At 72.6% G+C, this 18,948-nt stretch carries 18 protein-coding genes; 12 read left to right on the top strand and 6 right to left on the bottom strand.

Annotated features, from left to right (window positions below; all coding sequences use genetic code 11):
* Positions 1-1,462 (bottom strand): hopanoid biosynthesis associated radical SAM protein HpnJ (gene hpnJ, locus E6J59_18760; GenBank protein ID TMB16588.1); only part of this gene is annotated, 1,462 nt, incomplete at its 3' end.
* A gap of 219 nt (positions 1,463-1,681) precedes the next feature.
* Here hpnJ and E6J59_18755 point away from each other — a divergent pair.
* The 10 genes from E6J59_18755 (at position 1,682) to E6J59_18710 (ending at position 10,861) form a co-directional block, all read left to right on the top strand.
* Entirely contained in the window at positions 1,682-3,322 is a 1,641-nt protein-coding gene (locus E6J59_18755; GenBank protein ID TMB16587.1) for a phosphoenolpyruvate mutase, read from the top strand.
* A 132-nt stretch (positions 3,323-3,454) separates the two neighbouring features.
* Positions 3,455-3,691 (top strand): galactosyldiacylglycerol synthase, encoded by a 237-nt coding sequence (locus E6J59_18750; protein ID TMB16586.1) that lies wholly within the window; start codon positions 3,455-3,457, stop codon positions 3,689-3,691.
* A gap of 13 nt (positions 3,692-3,704) precedes the next feature.
* On the top strand, positions 3,705-4,199 hold the full coding sequence (locus E6J59_18745) for a sulfopyruvate decarboxylase subunit alpha (protein ID TMB16585.1): 495 nt from the start codon (positions 3,705-3,707) through the stop codon (positions 4,197-4,199).
* Positions 4,196-4,768 (top strand): sulfopyruvate decarboxylase subunit beta, encoded by a 573-nt coding sequence (locus E6J59_18740; protein ID TMB16584.1) that lies wholly within the window; start codon positions 4,196-4,198, stop codon positions 4,766-4,768. The genes E6J59_18745 and E6J59_18740 overlap by 4 nt, the downstream gene beginning before the upstream one ends.
* Positions 4,765-5,829 carry an aminotransferase class V-fold PLP-dependent enzyme gene (locus E6J59_18735; GenBank protein TMB16583.1) on the top strand — a complete coding sequence of 355 codons (1,065 nt, stop codon included), beginning with the start codon at positions 4,765-4,767 and terminating at the stop codon, positions 5,827-5,829. Before E6J59_18740 ends, E6J59_18735 begins: the two co-directional genes overlap by 4 nt.
* Positions 5,826-6,551 (top strand): phosphocholine cytidylyltransferase family protein, encoded by a 726-nt coding sequence (locus E6J59_18730; protein TMB16582.1) that lies wholly within the window; start codon positions 5,826-5,828, stop codon positions 6,549-6,551. The genes E6J59_18735 and E6J59_18730 overlap by 4 nt, the downstream gene beginning before the upstream one ends.
* On the top strand, positions 6,548-7,651 hold the full coding sequence (locus E6J59_18725; GenBank protein ID TMB16581.1) for a CDP-alcohol phosphatidyltransferase family protein: 1,104 nt from the start codon (positions 6,548-6,550) through the stop codon (positions 7,649-7,651). Before E6J59_18730 ends, E6J59_18725 begins: the two co-directional genes overlap by 4 nt.
* Positions 7,652-7,709: 58 nt before the next feature.
* Positions 7,710-8,144 carry an NfeD family protein gene (locus tag E6J59_18720; GenBank protein TMB16580.1) on the top strand — a complete coding sequence of 145 codons (435 nt, stop codon included), beginning with the start codon at positions 7,710-7,712 and terminating at the stop codon, positions 8,142-8,144.
* Positions 8,145-8,160: 16 nt separating this feature from the next.
* Entirely contained in the window at positions 8,161-9,114 is a 954-nt protein-coding gene (locus E6J59_18715; protein TMB16579.1) for a paraslipin, read from the top strand.
* 709 nt (positions 9,115-9,823) lie between these two features.
* Positions 9,824-10,861, top strand: a complete 1,038-nt coding sequence (locus tag E6J59_18710; protein TMB16578.1) for an endonuclease/exonuclease/phosphatase family protein — start codon at positions 9,824-9,826, stop codon at positions 10,859-10,861.
* 144 nt (positions 10,862-11,005) lie between these two features.
* Here the strand turns inward: E6J59_18710 and E6J59_18705 are convergent, their stop codons facing one another.
* The 5 genes from E6J59_18705 to E6J59_18685 are packed head-to-tail and all read right to left on the bottom strand — an operon-like array spanning position 11,006 to position 16,081.
* Positions 11,006-12,007, bottom strand: a complete 1,002-nt coding sequence (locus E6J59_18705) for an aldo/keto reductase (GenBank protein ID TMB16577.1) — start codon at positions 12,005-12,007, stop codon at positions 11,006-11,008.
* Between the two features lies 1 nt (position 12,008).
* Positions 12,009-13,040: a flippase-like domain-containing protein gene (locus tag E6J59_18700; protein ID TMB16576.1), complete on the bottom strand. Its 1,032-nt coding sequence runs from the start codon at positions 13,038-13,040 to the stop codon at positions 12,009-12,011.
* On the bottom strand, positions 13,009-14,517 hold the full coding sequence (locus E6J59_18695) for a Gfo/Idh/MocA family oxidoreductase (protein TMB16589.1): 1,509 nt from the start codon (positions 14,515-14,517) through the stop codon (positions 13,009-13,011). The genes E6J59_18700 and E6J59_18695 overlap by 32 nt, the downstream gene beginning before the upstream one ends.
* The gene (locus E6J59_18690) at positions 14,025-14,951 is read right to left on the bottom strand and encodes a glycosyltransferase family 2 protein (protein TMB16575.1); all 927 of its coding nucleotides are present in this window, start codon (positions 14,949-14,951) and stop codon (positions 14,025-14,027) included. The genes E6J59_18695 and E6J59_18690 overlap by 493 nt, the downstream gene beginning before the upstream one ends.
* Entirely contained in the window at positions 14,948-16,081 is a 1,134-nt protein-coding gene (locus tag E6J59_18685) for a DegT/DnrJ/EryC1/StrS family aminotransferase (protein ID TMB16574.1), read from the bottom strand. Before E6J59_18685 ends, E6J59_18690 begins: the two co-directional genes overlap by 4 nt.
* A 32-nt stretch (positions 16,082-16,113) precedes the next feature.
* Between E6J59_18685 and E6J59_18680 the strand changes: the two genes are divergently transcribed.
* Positions 16,114-17,916 carry a phospholipid carrier-dependent glycosyltransferase gene (locus tag E6J59_18680; protein ID TMB16573.1) on the top strand — a complete coding sequence of 601 codons (1,803 nt, stop codon included), beginning with the start codon at positions 16,114-16,116 and terminating at the stop codon, positions 17,914-17,916.
* The coding region (locus E6J59_18675; GenBank protein TMB16572.1) for a hypothetical protein at positions 17,880-18,948 on the top strand (1,069 nt) is incomplete at its 3' end. The genes E6J59_18680 and E6J59_18675, both read left to right, overlap by 37 nt.

Genomic DNA, 18,948 nt, shown 5'->3' with positions numbered 1-18,948 from the left:
GTGCGCTCGCTTCGGGCTGCGCGATGCCCTTGCGCGGCGTGTTCGCGATCCGCCGCCGCTTCGCCATCGAGCCGATGAACTGCACGCCCTCGCCGAGGAGCCGCTTCGCCTCCTCCCGGCTGGTCGCCATCTTCTTGACCGACTTCCAGATGTAGCGTGGCGTGAAGTAGTAGCGCCGGTAGAAGGTCTCGACCGCCTTGAAGATCTCGTCGGCGGAGACCTCCGGATACGAGACCGTGCACTTCTGGTAGCCGGTCTCGTCGACCAGGCTGTCGACGGTCAGGTAGTCGTTCCTGGTCACGAAGTCGTAAAAGGCGGTGCCCGGGTAGGGCGAGGCGAGCGAGACCTGGAGCGTCTCGGGCTGCATCTCGCGCGCGAAACGCATGGTCTCCTGGATGGTGTCGCGGGTCTCGCCCGGGAGGCCCAGGATGAAGGTCCCGTGGATCAGGATGCCGAGCTCGTGGCAGTCCCGGGTGAAGCGCCGGGCGCGCTCGACGCTCACGCCCTTGCGGATGTTCTTCAGTATCTGCTCGTTTCCCGACTCGTAGCCGACGACGAAGAGGCGGAGCCCGCCATCTTTCAGGACCTTCAGGGTCTCCCGGTCGACGTTGGCACGCGAGTTGGTCGACCAGGTGATGCCCATCCTGCCGAGGCCCTGCGCGATCTCGCGCGCGCGCGGCGGGTCGGCGGTGAAGGTGTCGTCGTCGAAGAAGAGCTCCTTCATCTTCGGGAAGCGCCGCCTCATGTGCGACACCTCCTCCAGCACGTTGCCCACGCTCCGCACGCGGTAGGTGTGGCCGGTGGTCACCTGCGGCCACAGGCAGAAGGTGCAGCGCGCCGGGCAGCCGCGGCCGGTGTAGAGCGACACGTAGGGGTACTGGCAGTAGGGGCTGTTGTACTTGAGATAGTCGAGGTCGCGCTCGTAGACCTCGGTCACGAAGGGGAGCGCGTCGAGCTGCTCGGTGGTGAGGGACGGCGGTTCCTCGTTGTGCACCACCGTTCCGTTCTGGCGGTAGCTGATCCCCTTCACGTCCGCGAAGGGGCGGCCCTCCGCGACCGCCACCACCGCCAGATCGAACTCCTTGCGGGCGACGAAGTCGATGACCGGCGCGTAGCGCAGCGACTCCTCCGGCATGGCGGTGACGTGACCGCCCACGAAGCCGACCTTGATCTCGGGCTTCGCGTCCTTGATCGCCTGCGCCGTGCGCACGTCGGCGCGGAAGGAGGGTGTGCTCGTGTGCACGACGACCAGGTCGAAGTCACGCGCGATGCGGACCGTCTCCTCGGGCGACACGCCGTGCGGCGGAGCGTCGAGCACGCGCGCGCCGGGCAGCATCCCCGCCGGGTAGCAGAGCCAGGTGGGGTACCAGAACGACCAGACCTCGCGCTTTGCCTGGTAGCGCGAGCCGGCGCCCCCGTCGAAGTCCTCGTACGAGGGTGGGTTCAGGAAAAGCGTGCGCATCTCGTCCCCTCCTGGGCGCGACGCGGCTCGCGACACCGGCCGCCATACCGCGATTGCCTTAGAACAGTCGTCTTGACCGAACGGTCAATGGCGGGCGTCTATCCTAAGGATTACGGCCGTGCAAGGGGTTGCGGGTTGTAACGGCGTTTCAGCGAAGAAAACGCGAGCTTGCGGCTGCCGAGGACCGCCGCTATAAGCGGCCACCCCAAAAGGGCGTCGATGGGTGAGTCGAAGCGGCTGCTCCTCCGTGCGCCGGGTGTCGTCCTCGCGGCGGGAGCGCACGACGCGCTCTCCGCGAAGCTGGCCGAGCAGGCCGGGTTCGACGCCATCTGGGCGAGCGGCTTCGGCATCTCCGCCGTCCGCGCCGTCCCGGACGCGAACATCCTGACGCTCACGGAGACCCTCGAGGCCGTCCGCCGCATCGTCGACGCGGTCGGTCTGCCGGTCATCGCCGACTGCGACAACGGCTATGGCAACGCCATCAATGTCATGCGGACCGCCGGCGAGTTCGAGCGCGCGGGCGCCGCCGGCATCTGTATCGAGGACAACGAGTTCCCGAAGCGCTGCAGCTTCTACGCCGGGGTGCGCCGGGCCCTGGTCCCGGTGGAGGAGCACGCGAGGAAGGTCGAGGCGGCGACGGCCGCGCGGCGCGATCCGGGGTTTCTGGTGATCGCCCGCACCGAGGCCCTCATCGCCGGGCTTGGTCAGGAGGAGGCGCTCAGGCGCGCGAGAGCGTACGCCGACGCCGGCGCCGACGCCATCCTGATCCACTCCAAAGCGAGCGATTTCACGGAGCTACGTGCCTTCGCGGCAGCCTGGGACTGCCCCGTCCCCCTGGTTGCGGTGCCCACTACCTACCCGACCGTGAGTGCCGCCGAGCTCGCGGCGGCGGGCTTCCGGATGGCGATCTTCGCGAACCAGGCGCTGCGCGCAGCGATCGTCGCCATGCGCGACGTCCTCGGGGAGATGCGGCGCAGCGGCAAGGCGGGCAGCGTCGAGGAGCGGGTCGCGCCGCTCGAGGAGGTCTACGCTCTCGTCGGCGTGCCGGAGCTCAGGGCGAACGAGCAACGCTTCCTCTTCGCCGGGGACGAGGCGCCGCGCGCCGTCATCCTGGCGGCCGGCTTCGAGCCACAGCTCCTGCCCCTCATCCAGGACCGCCCGAAAGCGATGCTCGAGGTGAGAGGTCGCACCATCCTCGAGCGGCAGGTGGAGGCGCTCCGGCACTGCGGCGTGCGGGACGTGGTGGTGGTGCGGGGCTACAGGAAGGAGCGCATCTCGCTTCCCGGGCTTCGCTTCGTCGACAACGATCGCTTCGCGGAGACGGGCGAGGTCGGCTCTCTGTTCGGCGCCGAACGCGAGCTGGACGGCCCGTTCGTCCTCCTCTACGGCGACATCCTCTTCGACCCCGCCATTCTGGTCAAGCTGCTCCAGACGAGGGCCGATGTGGCGGTGGTGGTCGATCGCTCCTTCCACGACACCTATCGCGCGGGGCTGGGGCTCCCGACCGGTCCGCTCGACCTGGTCGTGACCGAGACGCCGCCCAACGGCCGCCGCTTCGTCGGGCCCGAGGGCGGGAGCCGCGTGCTCCGCATCGGCCCCGAAGTCGCGTCCGAGGACGCGCACGGCGAGTTCATCGGCATGGCGATGTTCTCCGCCGCCGGCGCCGCGGCGCTGTGCGCCGTCCACCGCGAGCTGGCCGCCCGCGGTGCCGAGGGGCTCGAGCGCGCGAGCGTGACCCACATCCTCCAGGCGCTGATCGACCGCGGCCGCCCGGTCGCGTCGGTCGACATCCACAAGGGCTGGATGGAGATCGACACGATCGAGGACTACCACCGCGCGTGCGCCGAGGTGGCGCGCTAGCGAGTCCCACCGGTGGTGTCCGAGCTACGAGCGCCCGGGCGGGTGGCCCGGCGGCGAGCTGACGCGCCTCGCGGGCCTCGGGACGGACCTGCTATAGCGCTCCGTCGTGGCGAAGACCTACCAGGAGGGCCGATGATCCAGCTCTACGACAAGGATACGGGCGCCCCGCTCGGTGCCATCACCGAGGAGCAGCTCCAGTTCCTGGCCGACCAGCTCGAAGAGGAGTCGCCCGAGGACCAGGACTACTACATCAACGAGCCGACGCTCGACGCCTTCGAGGAGGCCGGCGCGGACCCCGCCCTCCTCGCCCTGCTGCGCAAGGCCCTCGGCGAGCGGGAGGAGATGGAGATCCGGTGGGCGCGGTCGTGAGGATGCGCCTTCCATGAGCGGCAGCGTCCCCGCCGACCGCTTCGTCGACGGCCTCCTCTGTGCCGGCTTCGACTTCTTCGTGGGCGTCCCCTGCTCGCTCGTGAAGACGCTGCTCGCCGAGCTCGAGCGCCGGGGGCTTTACCTCGGCGAGACGCGCGAGGACGCGGCGCTCGGGGTCGCGGCCGGCGCCTATCTCGCCGGGCGGATGCCGGTCGTCATCATGCAGAACTCGGGGCTGGGCGTGTCGCTCAACGCACTCGGCTCGCTCCACTTTCTCTACCGCATCCCCGCGCTCCTGCTCGTCACCTGGAGGGGCTACCAGGGCGAGGACGCGCCCGAGCACCTCGTGATGGGCGAGGTGCTACCGCGCGTGCTCGAGCTTTTCGGTGTCCCGTTCCGCGCTCCGCTGGTGGAGGCGATGGTGGCAGACGTCGACTGGGCCGCGGCGCGCATCCGCGAGACGCGACGGCCCGTCGCGCTCGTCGTCCGGCCGGGCATCTTCGAATGACCCTCGCGGACGCCCTCGCCGTCCTCACTCCCGCCGTCCCCGACGGCACCGTCTGCATCCATGCCAACGGCTACATCGGCCGCGCCGGCTGCGCGGCGCGCGACCGCGAGGAGTGCTTCTACATGATCGGCTCGATGGGCCTCGCCTCCTCGATCGGGCTCGGCGTCGCCCTCGCCCAGCCGCGCCGGCGGGTGCTCGTCCTCGACGGCGACGGCAACGTGCTCATGAACCTCGGCACGCTCGCCACCATCGCCGCCGCGCGGCCCGCGAACCTGCTCCACGTCTGCTTCGACAACGGCGCGCACGCCTCGACCGGGGCCCAGCCGACCGTCTCCGACCGCGTGCCGCTCGATGAGCTGGCGCGAGCGGCGGGCTACCGCTTCGTCGGCCGGGTGGAGACGCGCGCGGCGCTCGCCGCCGCGGCGCCCGCCTTCCTCGCGCGCGAGGGGCCGGCCTTCCTCCTCGTGCGCATCGCGCTCGGGCCGCCGGGGCCGCCTGCGCCACGCATCCCGCACGCGCCGGAGGCCATGACCGCTCGCTTGAGGCGAGGGCTCGGCGCCGGGCGATGATCCTCCTGAATCCCGGCCCGGTGAACGTCTCGCCGCGCGTCACCGCGGCGCTCGCGCGCGGCGACCTCTGCCACCGCGAGCCCGAGTACGGCGACCTCCAGGCGTCGATCCGGTCGCGTCTCGTGCGCGCCTTCGCGCCGGCGGGCGGCTTCACCGCCGTCCTCATCACCGGCTCGGGCACGGCGGCGCTCGAGGCCGCGGTCACGAGCGTCCTCTCCGCGCGCGGGCGGCTGGTGGTGGTCTCGAACGGCGTCTACGGCGAGCGCATCGCCGCCATGACCGCGGCGGCGCGCCTGCCGCACACGGTGGTGGAGGGCGCGTGGACCGAGCCGCCGGACCTGGCCGCGGTCGAGCGCGCCCTCGGCGCGCCCGACGTCGAGGCGGTCGCGGTCGTGCACCACGAGACGACGACCGGGCTCCTCAACCCGGTCGCCGAGGTCGGCCGCCTCGCGCACGCGCGGGGGAAGCTCGTGCTGGTCGACTCGGTGAGCGGGCTCGCGGGCGACGCGCTCGACGTCGCGGAGGCCGACCTGGTCGTCGGCACGGGCGGCAAGTGCATCCAGGCCTTCCCGGGGCTCGCCTTCGTCCTCGTGCGCGAAGAGGCGATGGCGCGCCTCGCGACCTACCCACGGCGCTCGCTCTACCTCTCGCTGCCCGTCCACCACGGGGCGCAGGAGCGCCGCAACGTCCCCTTCACGCCGGCGGTGCAGCTCGCCTACGCCCTGGACGAGGCATTGGCCGAGCTCCTGGAGGAAGGCGTGGCCGCGCGCGTCGCGCGTTACGCGGCGGCAGCCAGGCTCCTGCGCGACGGCTTCACGAGGCTCGGCCTCGGCTTCGTCCTCCCGCCCGTGCGCCGCTCCAACTCGCTCACCTCGCTCTGGCTTCCCGCCGGGCGGACGTACGACGCGCTCCACGACGGGCTCAAGGCGCGCGGCTTCGTTGTCTACGAGGGTCAGGGCCGGCTCGCGCGCGAGATCTTCCGCGTCGCCAACATGGGGCAGCTCGCGCGCGCGGACTTCGAGCGCTTCCTCGCGGCGCTCGCCGAGGTGCTGGGCGCGTGACCGCGATCCTCCTCGCCGCCGGCGTCGGCAAGCGCCTCCTCGGCTTCTCGAACGGCCGGCCGAAGTGCCTGATCGAGATCGGCGGAAAGAGCCTGCTCGTGCGGCTCCTCGAGGGGCTCGCCGCCGCGGGCGTGCGCGAGGCGGTCGTCGTGGTCGGCTTCGGCGAGGACGCCGTGCGCGCGGCCGTCGGCGACGGGCCGCGGGGCATCCGGCTGGGCTACCTCTCGAACCCGCGCTTTCGCGAGGGCGCGATCCTCTCGCTGTGGACGGCGCGCGAGCTGCTCGACGGCCCCGTCCTCGTGATGGACGCGGACGTCCTCTGCCCGCCCGCCATGATCGCGCGTCTGGTCGGGTCGCCGCACCGGAACTGCTTCCTCCTCGATGCCAGCGTCGAGCCGACGGGCGAGGAGCAGATGCTCCTCGTGCGCGGCGAGCGGGTGATGGACATCGCCCGCGGCGGGGCGCCCGGGTACGAGCTCGCCGGCGAGTCGGTCGGGTTCCTGAAGCTCGCGGCGGGCGCGGCACGCGTGCTGCACGAGCTGCTCGAGCTCCGCGTCGCCGCCGGCCACACCGCGATCGAGCACGAGGAGATCTACCCGGAGCTCCTAGAGCGCGTCGTGGTCGGCTTCGAGCGCGTGGACGGCATGCCCTGGACGGAGATCGACTTCCCCGAGGACGTGGCGCGCGCCGAGCGCGAGGTGCTGCCGCGCATCGAGCCGTGACCGACGCTCCCCCCATCCGCGAGGCGATCATTCTTCCCGAGGCGGGGGATCCACTCCGTCCGGTGGCGCGCGTGCCGCTCCTCGTGCGCACGATCCTGGCGCTCCAGCGGGGCGGTGTGGAGCGCTGCACGCTCGTCGGGCCGCTCGCGCCTCCGGCGGACCCCCGCATCCGCTGCGCACTCTCCACCGCCCCGAGGCTGACGCCGCCCTCCGACGACGCGCTCCGGTTCGTGATCGGCGCGGGGACGGTCATCGACCCGGCCCTGGTGCGCGACCTCCAGGCGCGCGCCCGCCCCGGGGAGGTGCTCGAGGTCGAGGCGGACGGCGCGCGCGTGCGGGTCGCGCCGGGACCGCTGGTCGCCGGGAACGGCGGGGCGCAACTCGGCCCCGGCGCCGGCACGCTCCGGCGCGCGGGTAGCGCCGGCCTCGAGCAGGCCCTCTTGAGCGCCCTCGAGAACCCGCGTGACGGCTACCTGGACGGCCTCCTCCGCCGCCTGTCGCGGCCGCTCACCCGTCTCCTCATCCGCACGCCCATCACGCCGAACGTGGTCACGGTGATCGGCATCGCCCTCGGGGTCGCCGGCGGCCTCCTCCTCGGTGTGCCGGGCGTGGCGCCGGTGGTGGCGGCGATCGTCCTGCTGGAAATCTCGGGGGTGCTCGACTGCTCGGACGGTGAGCTCGCGCGCCTCCGCTTCGCCGAGTCGCGCCTCGGCCACTGGCTCGACGTGACGGGTGACACGGTCGTGCACGTCGCGGTCCTGGGCGGGATCACCCTGCGCGTCGCGCGCGCCGGCAGCGCCCCGGGGTGGCCGTCGCTGGCGGCGCTGCTCCTGGGTGTCCTGGGTGCGTTCGTGATGATCAGCTGGAGCGACGCGACCGAGGCGCGCCGCGGGCGCGTGGCGGGCTGGGACAACCGGCTCCTCGACCGGGTGCTCTCGCCGCTCACCACGCGCGACTGGCACGTCTTCCCCGTCCTCTTCGCGCTCGCCGGACGTCTCGACCTCCTCGTGCCGGCCGCCGCGGTCGGGGCAAACCTGTTCTGGGTGACGGGGCTCGTCCTCCTGCTGCGTGTGCTGCCCAGGACCCGTACGAGCTCCTAGTATGCTTGGTTGCTCGCGGCTTGAGCCCGCGGCAGTGGGCGAGTAGACTCCGCGCCCGATGTCGTGGTGGCTGTGGCTGGTGCTGGGGCTCGCGCTGCTGGCGTCCGAAGCGTTCACGCCGGGCGCCTTCTTCGTCTTCTTCTTCGGGCTCTCCGCGATCGCGGTCGGTCTCGCGGTGCGGCTCGACCCCCACACCGCGGGCTGGTTCCAGTTGTTCCTCTTCTCGCTGCTCTCCGTGCTCTCGGTGGTCTTCCTGCGCGGCCCGCTGCTCAGGCGCATCATGCCCGTCCAGCGCGAGGGACTGGCCGTCGACTCGCTCGTGGGCGAGGTGGCCGTGCCACTCCAGGACCTGGCGCCGGGGGCGGTCGGCAAGGCGGAGCTCCGAGGCACGGCGTGGACGGCGAAGAACGTGGATGCGCGCCCGCTCGCGCGCGGCGAGCGCAGCATCGTGGCGCAGGTGGACGGCCTGGTGCTGTCCCTGCGCGCGCAATAGCGGAGGGAGGAGCACAATGACCGGAGCCCTGATCACCGTCCTGGGTCTTGCCGTGCTCGTGATCATCGTCATCTCCCGGACGGCGGTCGTTGTCCCGCAGCAGAGCGCCTTCGTGGTCGAGCGGCTCGGCCGCTACCGCGCCACGCTGGACGCCGGCTTTCACATCCTCCTCCCCTTCATCGACGCGATCCGCTACCGGCACTCGCTGAAGGAGCACGCGGGCGAGATCCCGGAGCAGATATGCATCACAAGGGACAACGTGCAGGTGCACGTGGACGGCGTGCTCTATCTGAAGGTGCTCGATCCCGAGCGCGCCTCCTACGGCGTCGCCGACTACTTGTTCGCGATCACCCAGCTCGCGCAGACCGCGCTGCGGAGCGAGATCGGCAAGATCGACCTCGACAAGACCTTCGAGTCGCGCACCCAGATCAACCTCGAGGTCGTGAACGAGCTCGACAAGGCGACCGAGCCGTGGGGCATCAAGGTCCTGCGCTACGAGATCAAGAACATCACGCCCCCGGCCGACGTGCTCGCCGCGATGGAGAAGCAGATGCGCGCCGAGCGGGAGAAGCGCGCCACCGTCCTCACCTCCGAGGGCCAGCGCGACGCCGCCATCAACACCGCCGAGGGTCAGAAGCAGCAGGTCATCAAGGCCTCCGAGGCGAAGAAGCAGCAGCAGATCAACGAGGCCGAGGGGCAGGCCGCCGCCATCCTCGCCGTCGCCCAGGCGACCGCGGAGGGCATCCGCAAGGTCGCCGACACGATCCGCATGCCGGGCGGCTTCGAGGCGGTGCAGCTGCGCGTCGCCGAGCAGTACATCGGGCAGTTCGGGGCGCTCGCGAAGGCGGCGAACACCCTCGTCCTGCCCGCGAGCGTGAGCGATGTCGGCTCGATGATCGCGCTCGCCATGAACGTGATCGGGCGGCGGGCGAGCGCGGCCGGACCGCCGCCGGCGCCACAGAACGCGTAGACGCAGCCTGGCTCGGACGCTCAGTTCCAGGGGAGCGTGCCGCGCGTCTGCCAATAGCGGGCGGCTCGGCGAGCGCGGCCAGTGGGCGGAGCGCTCGGGGTCCAAGGCCAGCGAGGGTATAGATCCCACAAAGCCCGGGATATCGACGGCAGCGCGGAACGTATCCCGCGAGGGCACGTCGGCATGCTGTAAGTTTGGCCCTGTCGGCCTCCTAATTCAGACAGCACCGGCCGGCGACGAGAGCTTGACAACAAGGGGCCGCCGGGCCTCTCTCCTCCTCCATGAACCGACGGTCCCTCGCCCTCGTCCTGATGCTCGCGCTGCCGGCCGTGGCGGCCGCGGTCGACGTGCCGGTCGCGGGCAAACGGCTCGACCTCAATGCGAGTCGGGACCAAGCGCGTGCGCGCGTGGTCGTGGCCGACCCGGCCCTGGCTGCCCCGCTCCCGGATCCGGCCATCGGTGCAGCCCTGATCGTAAACGCTGGCGCGGCTGCCGGACAGTGCAGGGCCGAGATCGTGCTCGACCCGGGCAAGTGGCAGGCGATCGGCGGCGACGGCCCACGCAAGGGCTGGCGCTACCGCGCCGAGGCGCCCGGCACCCAGGGCGTGCGGCGCATCCTCCTGCGCCCGGGCCTGCTGACCATGCAGGCGCAGGTACCGGCTGGCCCTGCAGTCTCGCCGCGACCGAGCAGCGCCTCCCCGTCTCGGTCGTGCTCCGCGTCGGCGACACGCGCTACTGCGCCGCGTTCGGCGCACCCGCGCGTCGCAACACGCGGAGGTGGCTCGAGGTCCGCGATGCGCCAGCCCCGGCGGGCTGCCCCGACACCGACCTCACGGTGGCGGACCTCAACATCCTCCACGGGCTCTTCTGCTTCGAATCGGCGAACTGCCGCCTCGCCGACCGGATCGAGCTCCTCTTCCAGTGGATCGTGGCGAGCGGCTGCCCCGACCTGGTGACGCTGCAGGAGGTGTGGGACCCCGCCCTCCCGCTCATCAGGGCGAGGCTCGAGGGCACCTGCCCGTTCACCTACCAGTCGGTTTACGTCCCCGCCTCGAGGGTCGACGACGCGATGATCCTGACCCGCTACCCCGCCGTCGCCTTCGAGTCCCATCGGCTCATCCGCAACTTCCGCCGTGTGCTCTTCGCCCGCATCGATCACCCGATCGGCCCGGTCGACGTGTTCGTCACTCACCTCGCCTCGAGCAGTGACGGCGCGCAGCAGGCGTGCGGCGCGAACTGTCCCCCCGAGTGCGTCGCGGCGGGCGCGGCCACCGTGCGCCAGTGTCAGGGCGTGCAGATGGCGAACTTCGTCGCGGCACGGCACGACGTGCCGACGCCGGCGATCGCCACGGGTGACTTCAACGAGAGCCCAGGGACGTTCGTCTACGACCAGTTCGTGGGACGGGGCTGGATCGACACCTACCTCGCCGCGGGGAACCCCGAGTGCGATCCCGGGAGCGGGAGCGGCTGCACCTCGGGGCGCATCGACAACGACCTGAGCCAGCTCGAGTCGCCGGCCAGCAACGAGGTCGAGCGCATCGACTACATCTTCCTCGTGCCACCGGGGCCGGGCTCGCTGTGCGCGGCCGCGATCGACTCGGGCGCTGACGACGACGGCGACGGCACCGCGACCCGCATCTTCGCCGACGACCCCAACCCCTTCGCGCCCACCTGCGGCCCCGAGCCTGCCCCGATCTGCTGGCCCTCGGACCACGAGGGCGCGGAGCTCGACCTCGAGTGCGGGTGAGGGCGCCCCTCAGCGCTCCGGTGGCCCCGTGAGGGGGGCGGGCCTTCGGGGAGAGGCGGCGACCAGATTCGAACCGGAGCATGGAGGTTTTGCAGACCTCGGCCCCTCGGTTGCGGAATGCGTCGCGAGGCGACCCCGCGCCGCTCAGCTCCAGCGGAGCGTGCCGCGCGTCTGCCAGTAGCGGGCTGGTGGCTCGGCGAGCGCGGCCAGAGCGGCGTGCATCTCGGGGTCGAGGGTCAGCGACCGCGCGCCCAGGTGCGAGGCGAGCTGGGCGGTGGTCGCCGCGCCCGAGAGCACGACGTCGACGAAGGGCTCGGCCAGCACGAAGGCGAGCGCGAGCTGATCGATGCCGCAGGCGAGCCGGCCGGCCGTCTCGCCGAGCGCGCTCATCAGGCCGGCGTCCTCGGGGCGGTCGTTGACCGCCGTCAGGCGCCCGTTGGCCAGCGCCTCCTTCACGATGACGCCGAGCCCGGCGTCGTGCGCCCCGGCGAGGGGGGCGGCGAGCGAGGGGTCGAGGCAGTTGAAGGTCGCCTGCACGACGTCGAAGACGGGCTCGCCGTCGGCGCGCGCCGCCCGCACCAGCTCGAGGGCGCGCGCCGAGGTGGGGCCGGAGAGCGTGAGCCCGACGGCGCGGTAGGCGCCGGCGCGCCGGCCCTCCACCAGGGCGCGCAGCAGGGAGGCGTCCTCGAGGCAGCCCGATTCGGCCGTCGCGCTGTGGATCTGGTAGAGGTCGAGGTGCGGCCCGAGGAGCGCGCGCGTCTCCGCGAGCTGCGCCGTGAAGCGGGCGAGCGAGAGCTCCTTCTCCTCGTGCACGGGGGCGTCGACGCGCCACTCCGCGGTGTAGCGGTAGCCCCACTTGCTCCCGATGGTGAGCGTGCCCGGCGGCACGGCGCGCTCACGCACCCAGCGCGCCAGGAACTCTTCCGCGCGCCCATAGCTGCGGGCGACGTCGACGTAGCGGATGCCGGCCGCGCGCGCGGCGTCGAGGAGCTCGGCCGTGCGTGCGTAGAGCGCCTCGGGCGTGCGCTCCCCCGGCAGGTCGCGCGCGCGTCCCAGGTTGATGTAGCCGGGGCGGCCGACGGCCGCCAGGCCGAGGCCGAGCCGGGAGACGGCAAGCCCGCTCCGCCCGAGCTGCCGCGTGGTCACGTCAGCGGGCGGGCGTGGCCGCCCGGCGCCCCCAGTACAGCAGGCCGACGCCGTCGAAGACGAGCTCGCGGCCGCGCCGGAGCAGCCAGAGCGTCGCGGCCATCCCCTCCGTCATGCCGAGGAAGGTGCAGAGCGCGGCGCCGCCCACCTCCTGCGTCCCGAGGGCGCCCGGGATCAGGAGCGAAGTGGCGCGGATCGGCTGCGCCAACGCCTCGATGATGAGCGCATCGCGCCACGCGATCGGCTTCCCGATGAGCGCCATGATCCCCCACACCTCGACCACGCCGAGCAGCCAGCCGACGAGGTGGAAAAGGGTCGCGCGCCAGAAGGCGGGCCCCTCGATGCGGTAGAACTCGGCCAGGCGCGCGTCGATCGCCTGGGCGCGCGACTCGAGGCGCGCCACGAAGGCAGCGCGGGGGACGAGGCGGCGGAGCCATCCCCACACCGTGACCACCGGCCCCCGGCGCTGCACGCGTACCATCAACATGACGAAGCCGATCGCCACGACGACCAGGAAGGCGAGCCAGACCGCGCCCAGCGCGCGGCGCTCGAGCCGGTCGAAGAGCGCCGCGATGCCGAGCAGGACGAGGGCGATCTGCGAGACGGTGAGCGCCGTCTTCGCGATCACCACCGAGGCGAGCCCGTCCGAATCCGACACGCCGAAGGCGCGCAGGAGATGGGCCTTCACGGGCTCGCCCCCGACCGCCACGGTGAGGCTGTTCAGCGCCTCGCCCGCCATGCGTGTCAGGTAGAGCGAGACGAACGGGACGCGCACCGCGACGGCGGGCGGCAGGGTGCAGCGCCAGCCGAGCGTGTCGAACGTGTTGATGACCAGGTACGGGAGGAGGACGAGCGGCGAGACCCAGCCGAGCTCACCCATGTACTCCTGGATTGCCTCGAGGTCGGACTCGTAGATGAAGAGTCCCAGGATGAGGGCGCCGACCGCGAGCGCCGCGCCGCTCCGGACCCACGTCCGACGAGCCGGCGGCAGCGCCGGCGCGTCAGGAGGCTCGACCGCCGCGAGTTGCTGCATGCTCGGCCGCCTCCAGGACCTCGACGACGCGGAGCGAGCGGGCCCCGCTGGTGAGTGGCTCGGTGTCGCTCCGGACGCTCTCGACGAAGTGCTCGGCCGCCAGCGCGAGCGGCTCGGCGGCGGCCGGCACCTCGAGCCGGCGCGCCGCGAAGTGGCTCACCGGGATGACGGGCGCGGTGGCGTCGCCGTTCCCCATGGAGCGGTCGATCGCGTAGTCGAAGAGCGTGATCCCGCGCTTCTCGAAGCGGCCCTCGTAGCTGAGCATGCGCTCGCGCCCGATGACCGTCACCTTGGCGGTCTTCTCCGGGTGGAGCCAGCTCAAGTAGATGTGCGCCGAGACGCCGCCCTCGAGCTCGAGGTCGCCCACCACCATGTCGGCGATGCCCGGCTGCAGGTAGCAGTGCTCGTGCAGGCGGGCGCGCAGCACCCGCCGCGGCACCAGGTAGAGGAGGATGGAGAGATCGTGCGGGGCGGAGTTCCACCACACGTTCGAGTCGCGCTTGATGCGCCCCATCCCCAGGCGCTCGAAGGAGAGGTGGCAGACCTCGCCCAGGCCGCCGCGGTCGATGATGCGCTTCATCTCGCGCACCAGCGGGTCGTAGAGGAAGGTCTCGTCGACGAAGAGGACGCGCCCCGCCTGCCGCGCCGCCTCGACCAGCTCGCGGCCGTCGGTCACGGAGAGCGCGAGCGGCTTCTCGACCCACACGTGCTTGCCGGCGCGCAGCGCGGCGAGCGCCATCGCGTGGTGCCGCGACGGCGGGGTGGCGAGCACGACGGCGTCCACGTCGGCGCGCCCGAGAAGCTCCGCGTAGTCGGTGGTGCCGCGGGCGCCGGGGTGCTGCTCGGCGGAGCGCCCGACGTGCTCGGGGACGAGGTCGCAGAGCCCGGTCACGCGCGCCGCCGGCAGCGCGCCGAAGGTGCGGAGCAGGTTCGTGCCCCAGTAGCCGAGGCCAACGACGGCGACGTTCACGCGGCCCGCGGCCCTCACAGGGTCCTCCGCACGCGGAACACGCCGCGCTCCTGCGCGCGCAGCCAGCGCCCGACGGCGTGGGCGATCGCACAGCCCGCCGCCACCGCAACCAGCGCCGCGACCAGTACTGGCGCCCGGCCCGCCGGCCACCCGAGGCCGGCGAGGCCGGCGAGCAGCGTGACCCCGATCAGGGCCACCGGCGCGCGGCCGAGCGCACGTCCGAAGGCGAGCCCGTGGCGCGGAAGCCTGACCAGGATCGGCAGCGCGAGGAGATCGCGCAGCACGGCGAAGGTGCGCGAGAGCCCGTAGTGCGACTGCCCGGAGCTGCGGCGGCGGTCGTTCACCCACACCTCGGCGACGCGCGACGGCTCGACGCCCAGCACTGCGGGCAGGAAGCGGTTCATGCCGCGCGGGAGCCGCGCGCCCGCCAGCACTTCGCGCCGGTAGACCTTGAGACCGCACCCGCAGTCGTGCACCGGGACGCCGGTCGCCCGTGCGATGAGCCAGTTCGCGATGCGCGAGGGGAGGACGCGCGAGAGGAACGCCTCCTTCCGCTCGCGCCGCCGGCCGCTCACCACGTCGAGCCCCGGCCCGAGCCGCGCGAGCAGACGCGGGATGTCGGCCGGGTCGTTCTGCCCGTCCCCGTCGAGAGTCACCACCAGCGCGCCGCGCGCGTGCGCGAAGCCGGCAGAGAGCGCCGCGGCCTCGCCGAAGTTGCCGTCGAGGTCGACGATCCTCAGGTTCCCGTCCCGGGCGCACAGCGCTGCCAGGCGGGCCAGCGTCGCGTCGCCGCTGCCGTCGTTCACGAACACGATCTCGTAGGGCCGGGCGAGACCGTCCGCGACGCGCTTGAGCTCCCCGTACAGCGGCTCGACGTTGCCCTCCTCGTCGAAGACCGGCACCACGATGGAGAGCTCGGGCCTCGGGCCGGTCTCGCTCATCGTCTGAAGAACTCCACCACGCCGTCCGCCACGCGCTCGACCTCGGCGTCGGTCAGGTCGGCGTGGACGGGCAGCGACAGCATCTCGCGCGCCGCCTGCTCGGCGCGCGGCAGCGGCGGCGTCTCGCCATAGGCGTGCAGCCACGCCGGCTGACGGTGGATCGGCACCGGGTAGTGCACCCCGGTCTCGATGTGGCGCGCGGCCAGGTGGACGCGCAACGCGTCGCGCGCCGGGGTGCGCACGACGTACTGATGGTAGACGTGGGTACGGGTCGGGTCGGTGGGCGGCGGCGTGACGAAGGCGGAGAGGCGCTCGCCGTAGTGGGCCGCGATCGCGGCCCGCCGGCGGTTGCGCACGTCGAGGTGCCTGAGCTTGATCCGCAGCATCGCCGCCTGCAGCTCGTCGAGACGGCTGTTGGTGCCGTAGAGGTCGTGCTCGTTCTTGCGTACCTGACCGTGCCTGCCGAGGAGCCTGACGCGCTCGGCGATCCCGGTGTCGTCGGTGCTGATCAGGCCCGCGTCGCCGTAGGCGGCGAGGTTCTTCACCACGCCCAGGCTGAAGGCGCCCGCGAGGCCGAAGGAACCGACGCGGCGCCCGTCGAGCGCGGCGCCGTGGGCGTGCGAGCAGTCCTCGATCACGACGAGCCCGCGCGCGCGCGCGAGCCCGAGGATGGGCCGGAGGTCGACCGGCAGCCCGTGCGGGTGGACGACCAGGATGGCGCGCGAGAGCGGCGTCAGACGGGCGGCCAGGTCGTCGGGGTCGGGGCCGAGGTCGGCCAGGCGAATGTCGACCGCCACCGGCGTGCCCCCCGCGCGCTGGATCGCCTCCACCCCTGCCACGAAGGCGTTCGCCTGCACCAGGACCTCGTCGCCGGGCTCGAGGCCGACCGCCTGGAACGCCAGCGCGAGCGCATCGGTGCCCGAGGCGACCCCGCAGACGTGGCGAACGCCCAGGTAGGCCGCCATCTCGCCCTCGAAGGCGCGCACCTCCTCCCCGCCGAGCAGCTGCATGCGCTCGAGGACCCGATCGCACGCCGCGAGCAGCTCGTGACGGTACGCCCGGTACTCGCGGGACAGGTCCAGCAGCGCGACGCGCCTCTCCCCCGCCGCCCCTCGTGCCAGCGCTTCCATGGTTTCGCCCCCGGCCAGAGAAAAGTTCTGGAATGCTAACCGGCGGCCGGAAACCGCGCAAGTCCGTTGACTTTTGTCCGCCGATCACCCAAGGAGCCTCAGTGGCAGTCTGCGAAGAGGGTGTCGTCGTCCTCCCGCGCCCCCTCGTGGAGGCCCGCCGGGGCGCCGTCGCGCTCTCCCTCGCGGCGGCCGCGGTGCTCGCCGTCCGCCTCGACGTCCCCGCCTTCTTCGACAACGAGGCGCGCTATGCGGAGGTGGCGCGCGAGATGGCCCTGAACGGCGATTGGATCTCGCCGCACCTCGACTTCACCCTCTTCCTGAACAAGCCGCCCCTCGTCTTCTGGCTCGCGGCGCTCGTCTTCCGCGTCGCGGGGCCGACCGAGTGGGCGCGCCTGGTGTCGGTGGGCGCCGCCGTAGTGGCGCTCCTCGCCACCTGCCGGCTGGGGGCGCTCCTCTACGGCGGGACGGCCGGCCTGGTTGCCGGGCTCGCGCTCGCCACGAGCCTCGGCTTCGTGCTCGAGGCGCGCACCCTCCGGCCCGACATGATCCTCACCGCGACGGTGGTGGTGGCGCTCCTCTGCTGGCAGAGGGCGGAGCGCGAGCGCACGCGCCGCACCCGCTGGCTCCTCGGCCTCTACGCGGCCCTGGGCGTCGGCGTGCTCGCCAAGGGCCTCGTGCCGATCGTGCTCGCTGGGTTGCCGATCGCGGCGGTCACGCTGCGCGATCACGGCTGGCGCGGCATCCCGCGCCTCCGCCCGGGGCTCGGGCTCCTCGTGCTGGCCGCCATCGTCGCCCCGTGGCACCTGGCCGTGGCGCTACGGCACCCCGGCTTCGCGTGGGACTACCTGGTGAACCAGCATGTGCTCTTCTTCTTCGCCAGGAAGCTGCCGCGCGATTCGGAGGGCGACTCGCTCGTCTTCTTCTGGGGGGCCGCCGCGGGCCGCGCCGTGCCGTGGGTGCTGCTCGTGCCGCTCACGCTCGCCGAGGCGGTGCGCGGCGCCGTCGCGCGGGCCGCGGCGGCCGCGCGCGCCACGTTCCTCCTGTGGGTGTGGGGGGGCGGGCTCCTTCTCTTCTTCTCGTGCACCCCCTCGCGGCTCGAGCACTATGCGATCCCGGCGCTGCCGGCCGCGGCGCTGCTCGCGGCGCGCGCCTGGCAGCGCGCGCAGGCCGGCGAGGGCGAGCGCGCGGCCTGGGTCTATCTCACCGCGGCCGGCGCCCTCGTCGCCGGCGTCGGCGTCGCGGGCCTGGGGGGTGGCCGCGCGGTCCTGGCGCGCACGTACTGGCTCGTCCAGGCCCCGGGGCTCCTCGCACTCGTCGCGCCGGCCGCGGCGGTCGTGGCCGGCGCGGGGGTGCTGATCGCGCTCGCGGCGCTCTGGCGCCGCCCCGACTGGCTCGTCGCCACGCTGGCGGCGAGCATGGTGCCGTTCGCGGCGATCGTGCTGCATGCCGAAGCGCGGGCTGAGGCCCTCTTCTCGTGGCGGCCGCTGGCACGCGCCCTCGTCGCCGCGGTCCCGCCCGTTGTGGAGGTCGTCTTCGAGTCCCCCGAGGAGTATCAGCAGGTCGGCGGCCTCGCCTACTACACCGAGCGGCGTATCGCGCTCCTCGAGCCGCCCGGCTTCGTGCCGCCGACGTATCTCGCCGGTCACATGCGGGAGATGTTCCTCGCGCGCGCGCCGTTCGAGCGGCGCTGGCGCGCGGGCGAGCGCCTGGCCCTCGTTAGCGATCCGCAGCGACGGCGGGACGAGCCTGCGGGCCTGGTGCCCGCTCCCTTCCACGTCCTCGGCCACTTCGGCGATCGATGGCTCCTCACCAGCTTTCCCGCCCACGCCGGCTGATCCTCGCGCTGCTCGCCGCGGCCGCGCTCTGGCCCGCGGTTGCGCGTGCCGAAAGGAGCTTCATCCCGATTCCCGAGATCATCACCGACCCGAACGAGGGCAACACGGTCGGGCTGCTCGGCGTGCTCCTCTTCCTCGACGAGAAGGACCAGATCCAGTACATGCTGGCGCCCGACCTGCGCTACAACAAGACGACGGGCATCTTCCCCGCCTTCCGTTTCTTCGGCTACCCCTCGCCGGAGCGGCGCTACTCGGTGGTGGCCGCCAAGTCCACCACCAAGGACGAGGACTACGAGCTCGAGTACACCGACCGCAGCCTCTGGGACGGGCGCGGCTTTCTCCTCGCGTCGTTCCTGCACGAGGCGGACTCCACCGAGCGCTTCTTCGGCTTCGGCAACGAGTCGCGCGAGGAGCGGCCGCACCCGGGGCGCCCGGCCGGCCCGGGCAACCTGGGCGGCGAGTCGAACTACACCGACGTCGACACGCAGGCCCAGGCGACGCCGGGCGTGTGGGTGCTGCCCTACGCGAACCTCTCCTACCGCATGCGCATCCGGCGCTACGGCATCGAGCGCGGGCAGGTGCACAACATCCCCTTCATCGCGACCGCGCACCCCGAGACGCGCGGCCGGGGGCTCGCCGGCGGTGTCTTCTGGGCGCACCAGGTGGCGCTCACCTACGACAGCCGCGACTCGACCGACATCCCCACGCGCGGCGCGCTCGGCATCCTCTACGGCGAGCTCACCGACAAGCACATCGGGAGTGCCAGCTCGTTCGTCAAGTTCGGCGCCGACTGGCGCGACTTCATCCCGCTCCGCAAGGGGAACCCGATCCTCGCGCTGCACGTCCTCGCGAACTACACGAGCGGCGACAAGGACACGCCCTTCTGGGAACTGTCCTCGCTCGGCGGGCGGAGGGCGCTGCGCGGCTTCGGCTCGCACCGCTTCATCGACTTCAATCGCTCGCTGGCGACCGCCGAGCTGCGCACGCGCGTCTACCAGCGGCGGCTCTTCGGCGTCAACCTCGAGATCGAGC

Source organism: Deltaproteobacteria bacterium, assembly GCA_005879795.1.
Lineage (GTDB): Bacteria > Desulfobacterota > Binatia > DP-6 > DP-6 > DP-6.
The sequence above is the reverse complement of the archived record's forward strand: the minus strand, read 5'-3'. Positions and strand labels throughout refer to the sequence as shown.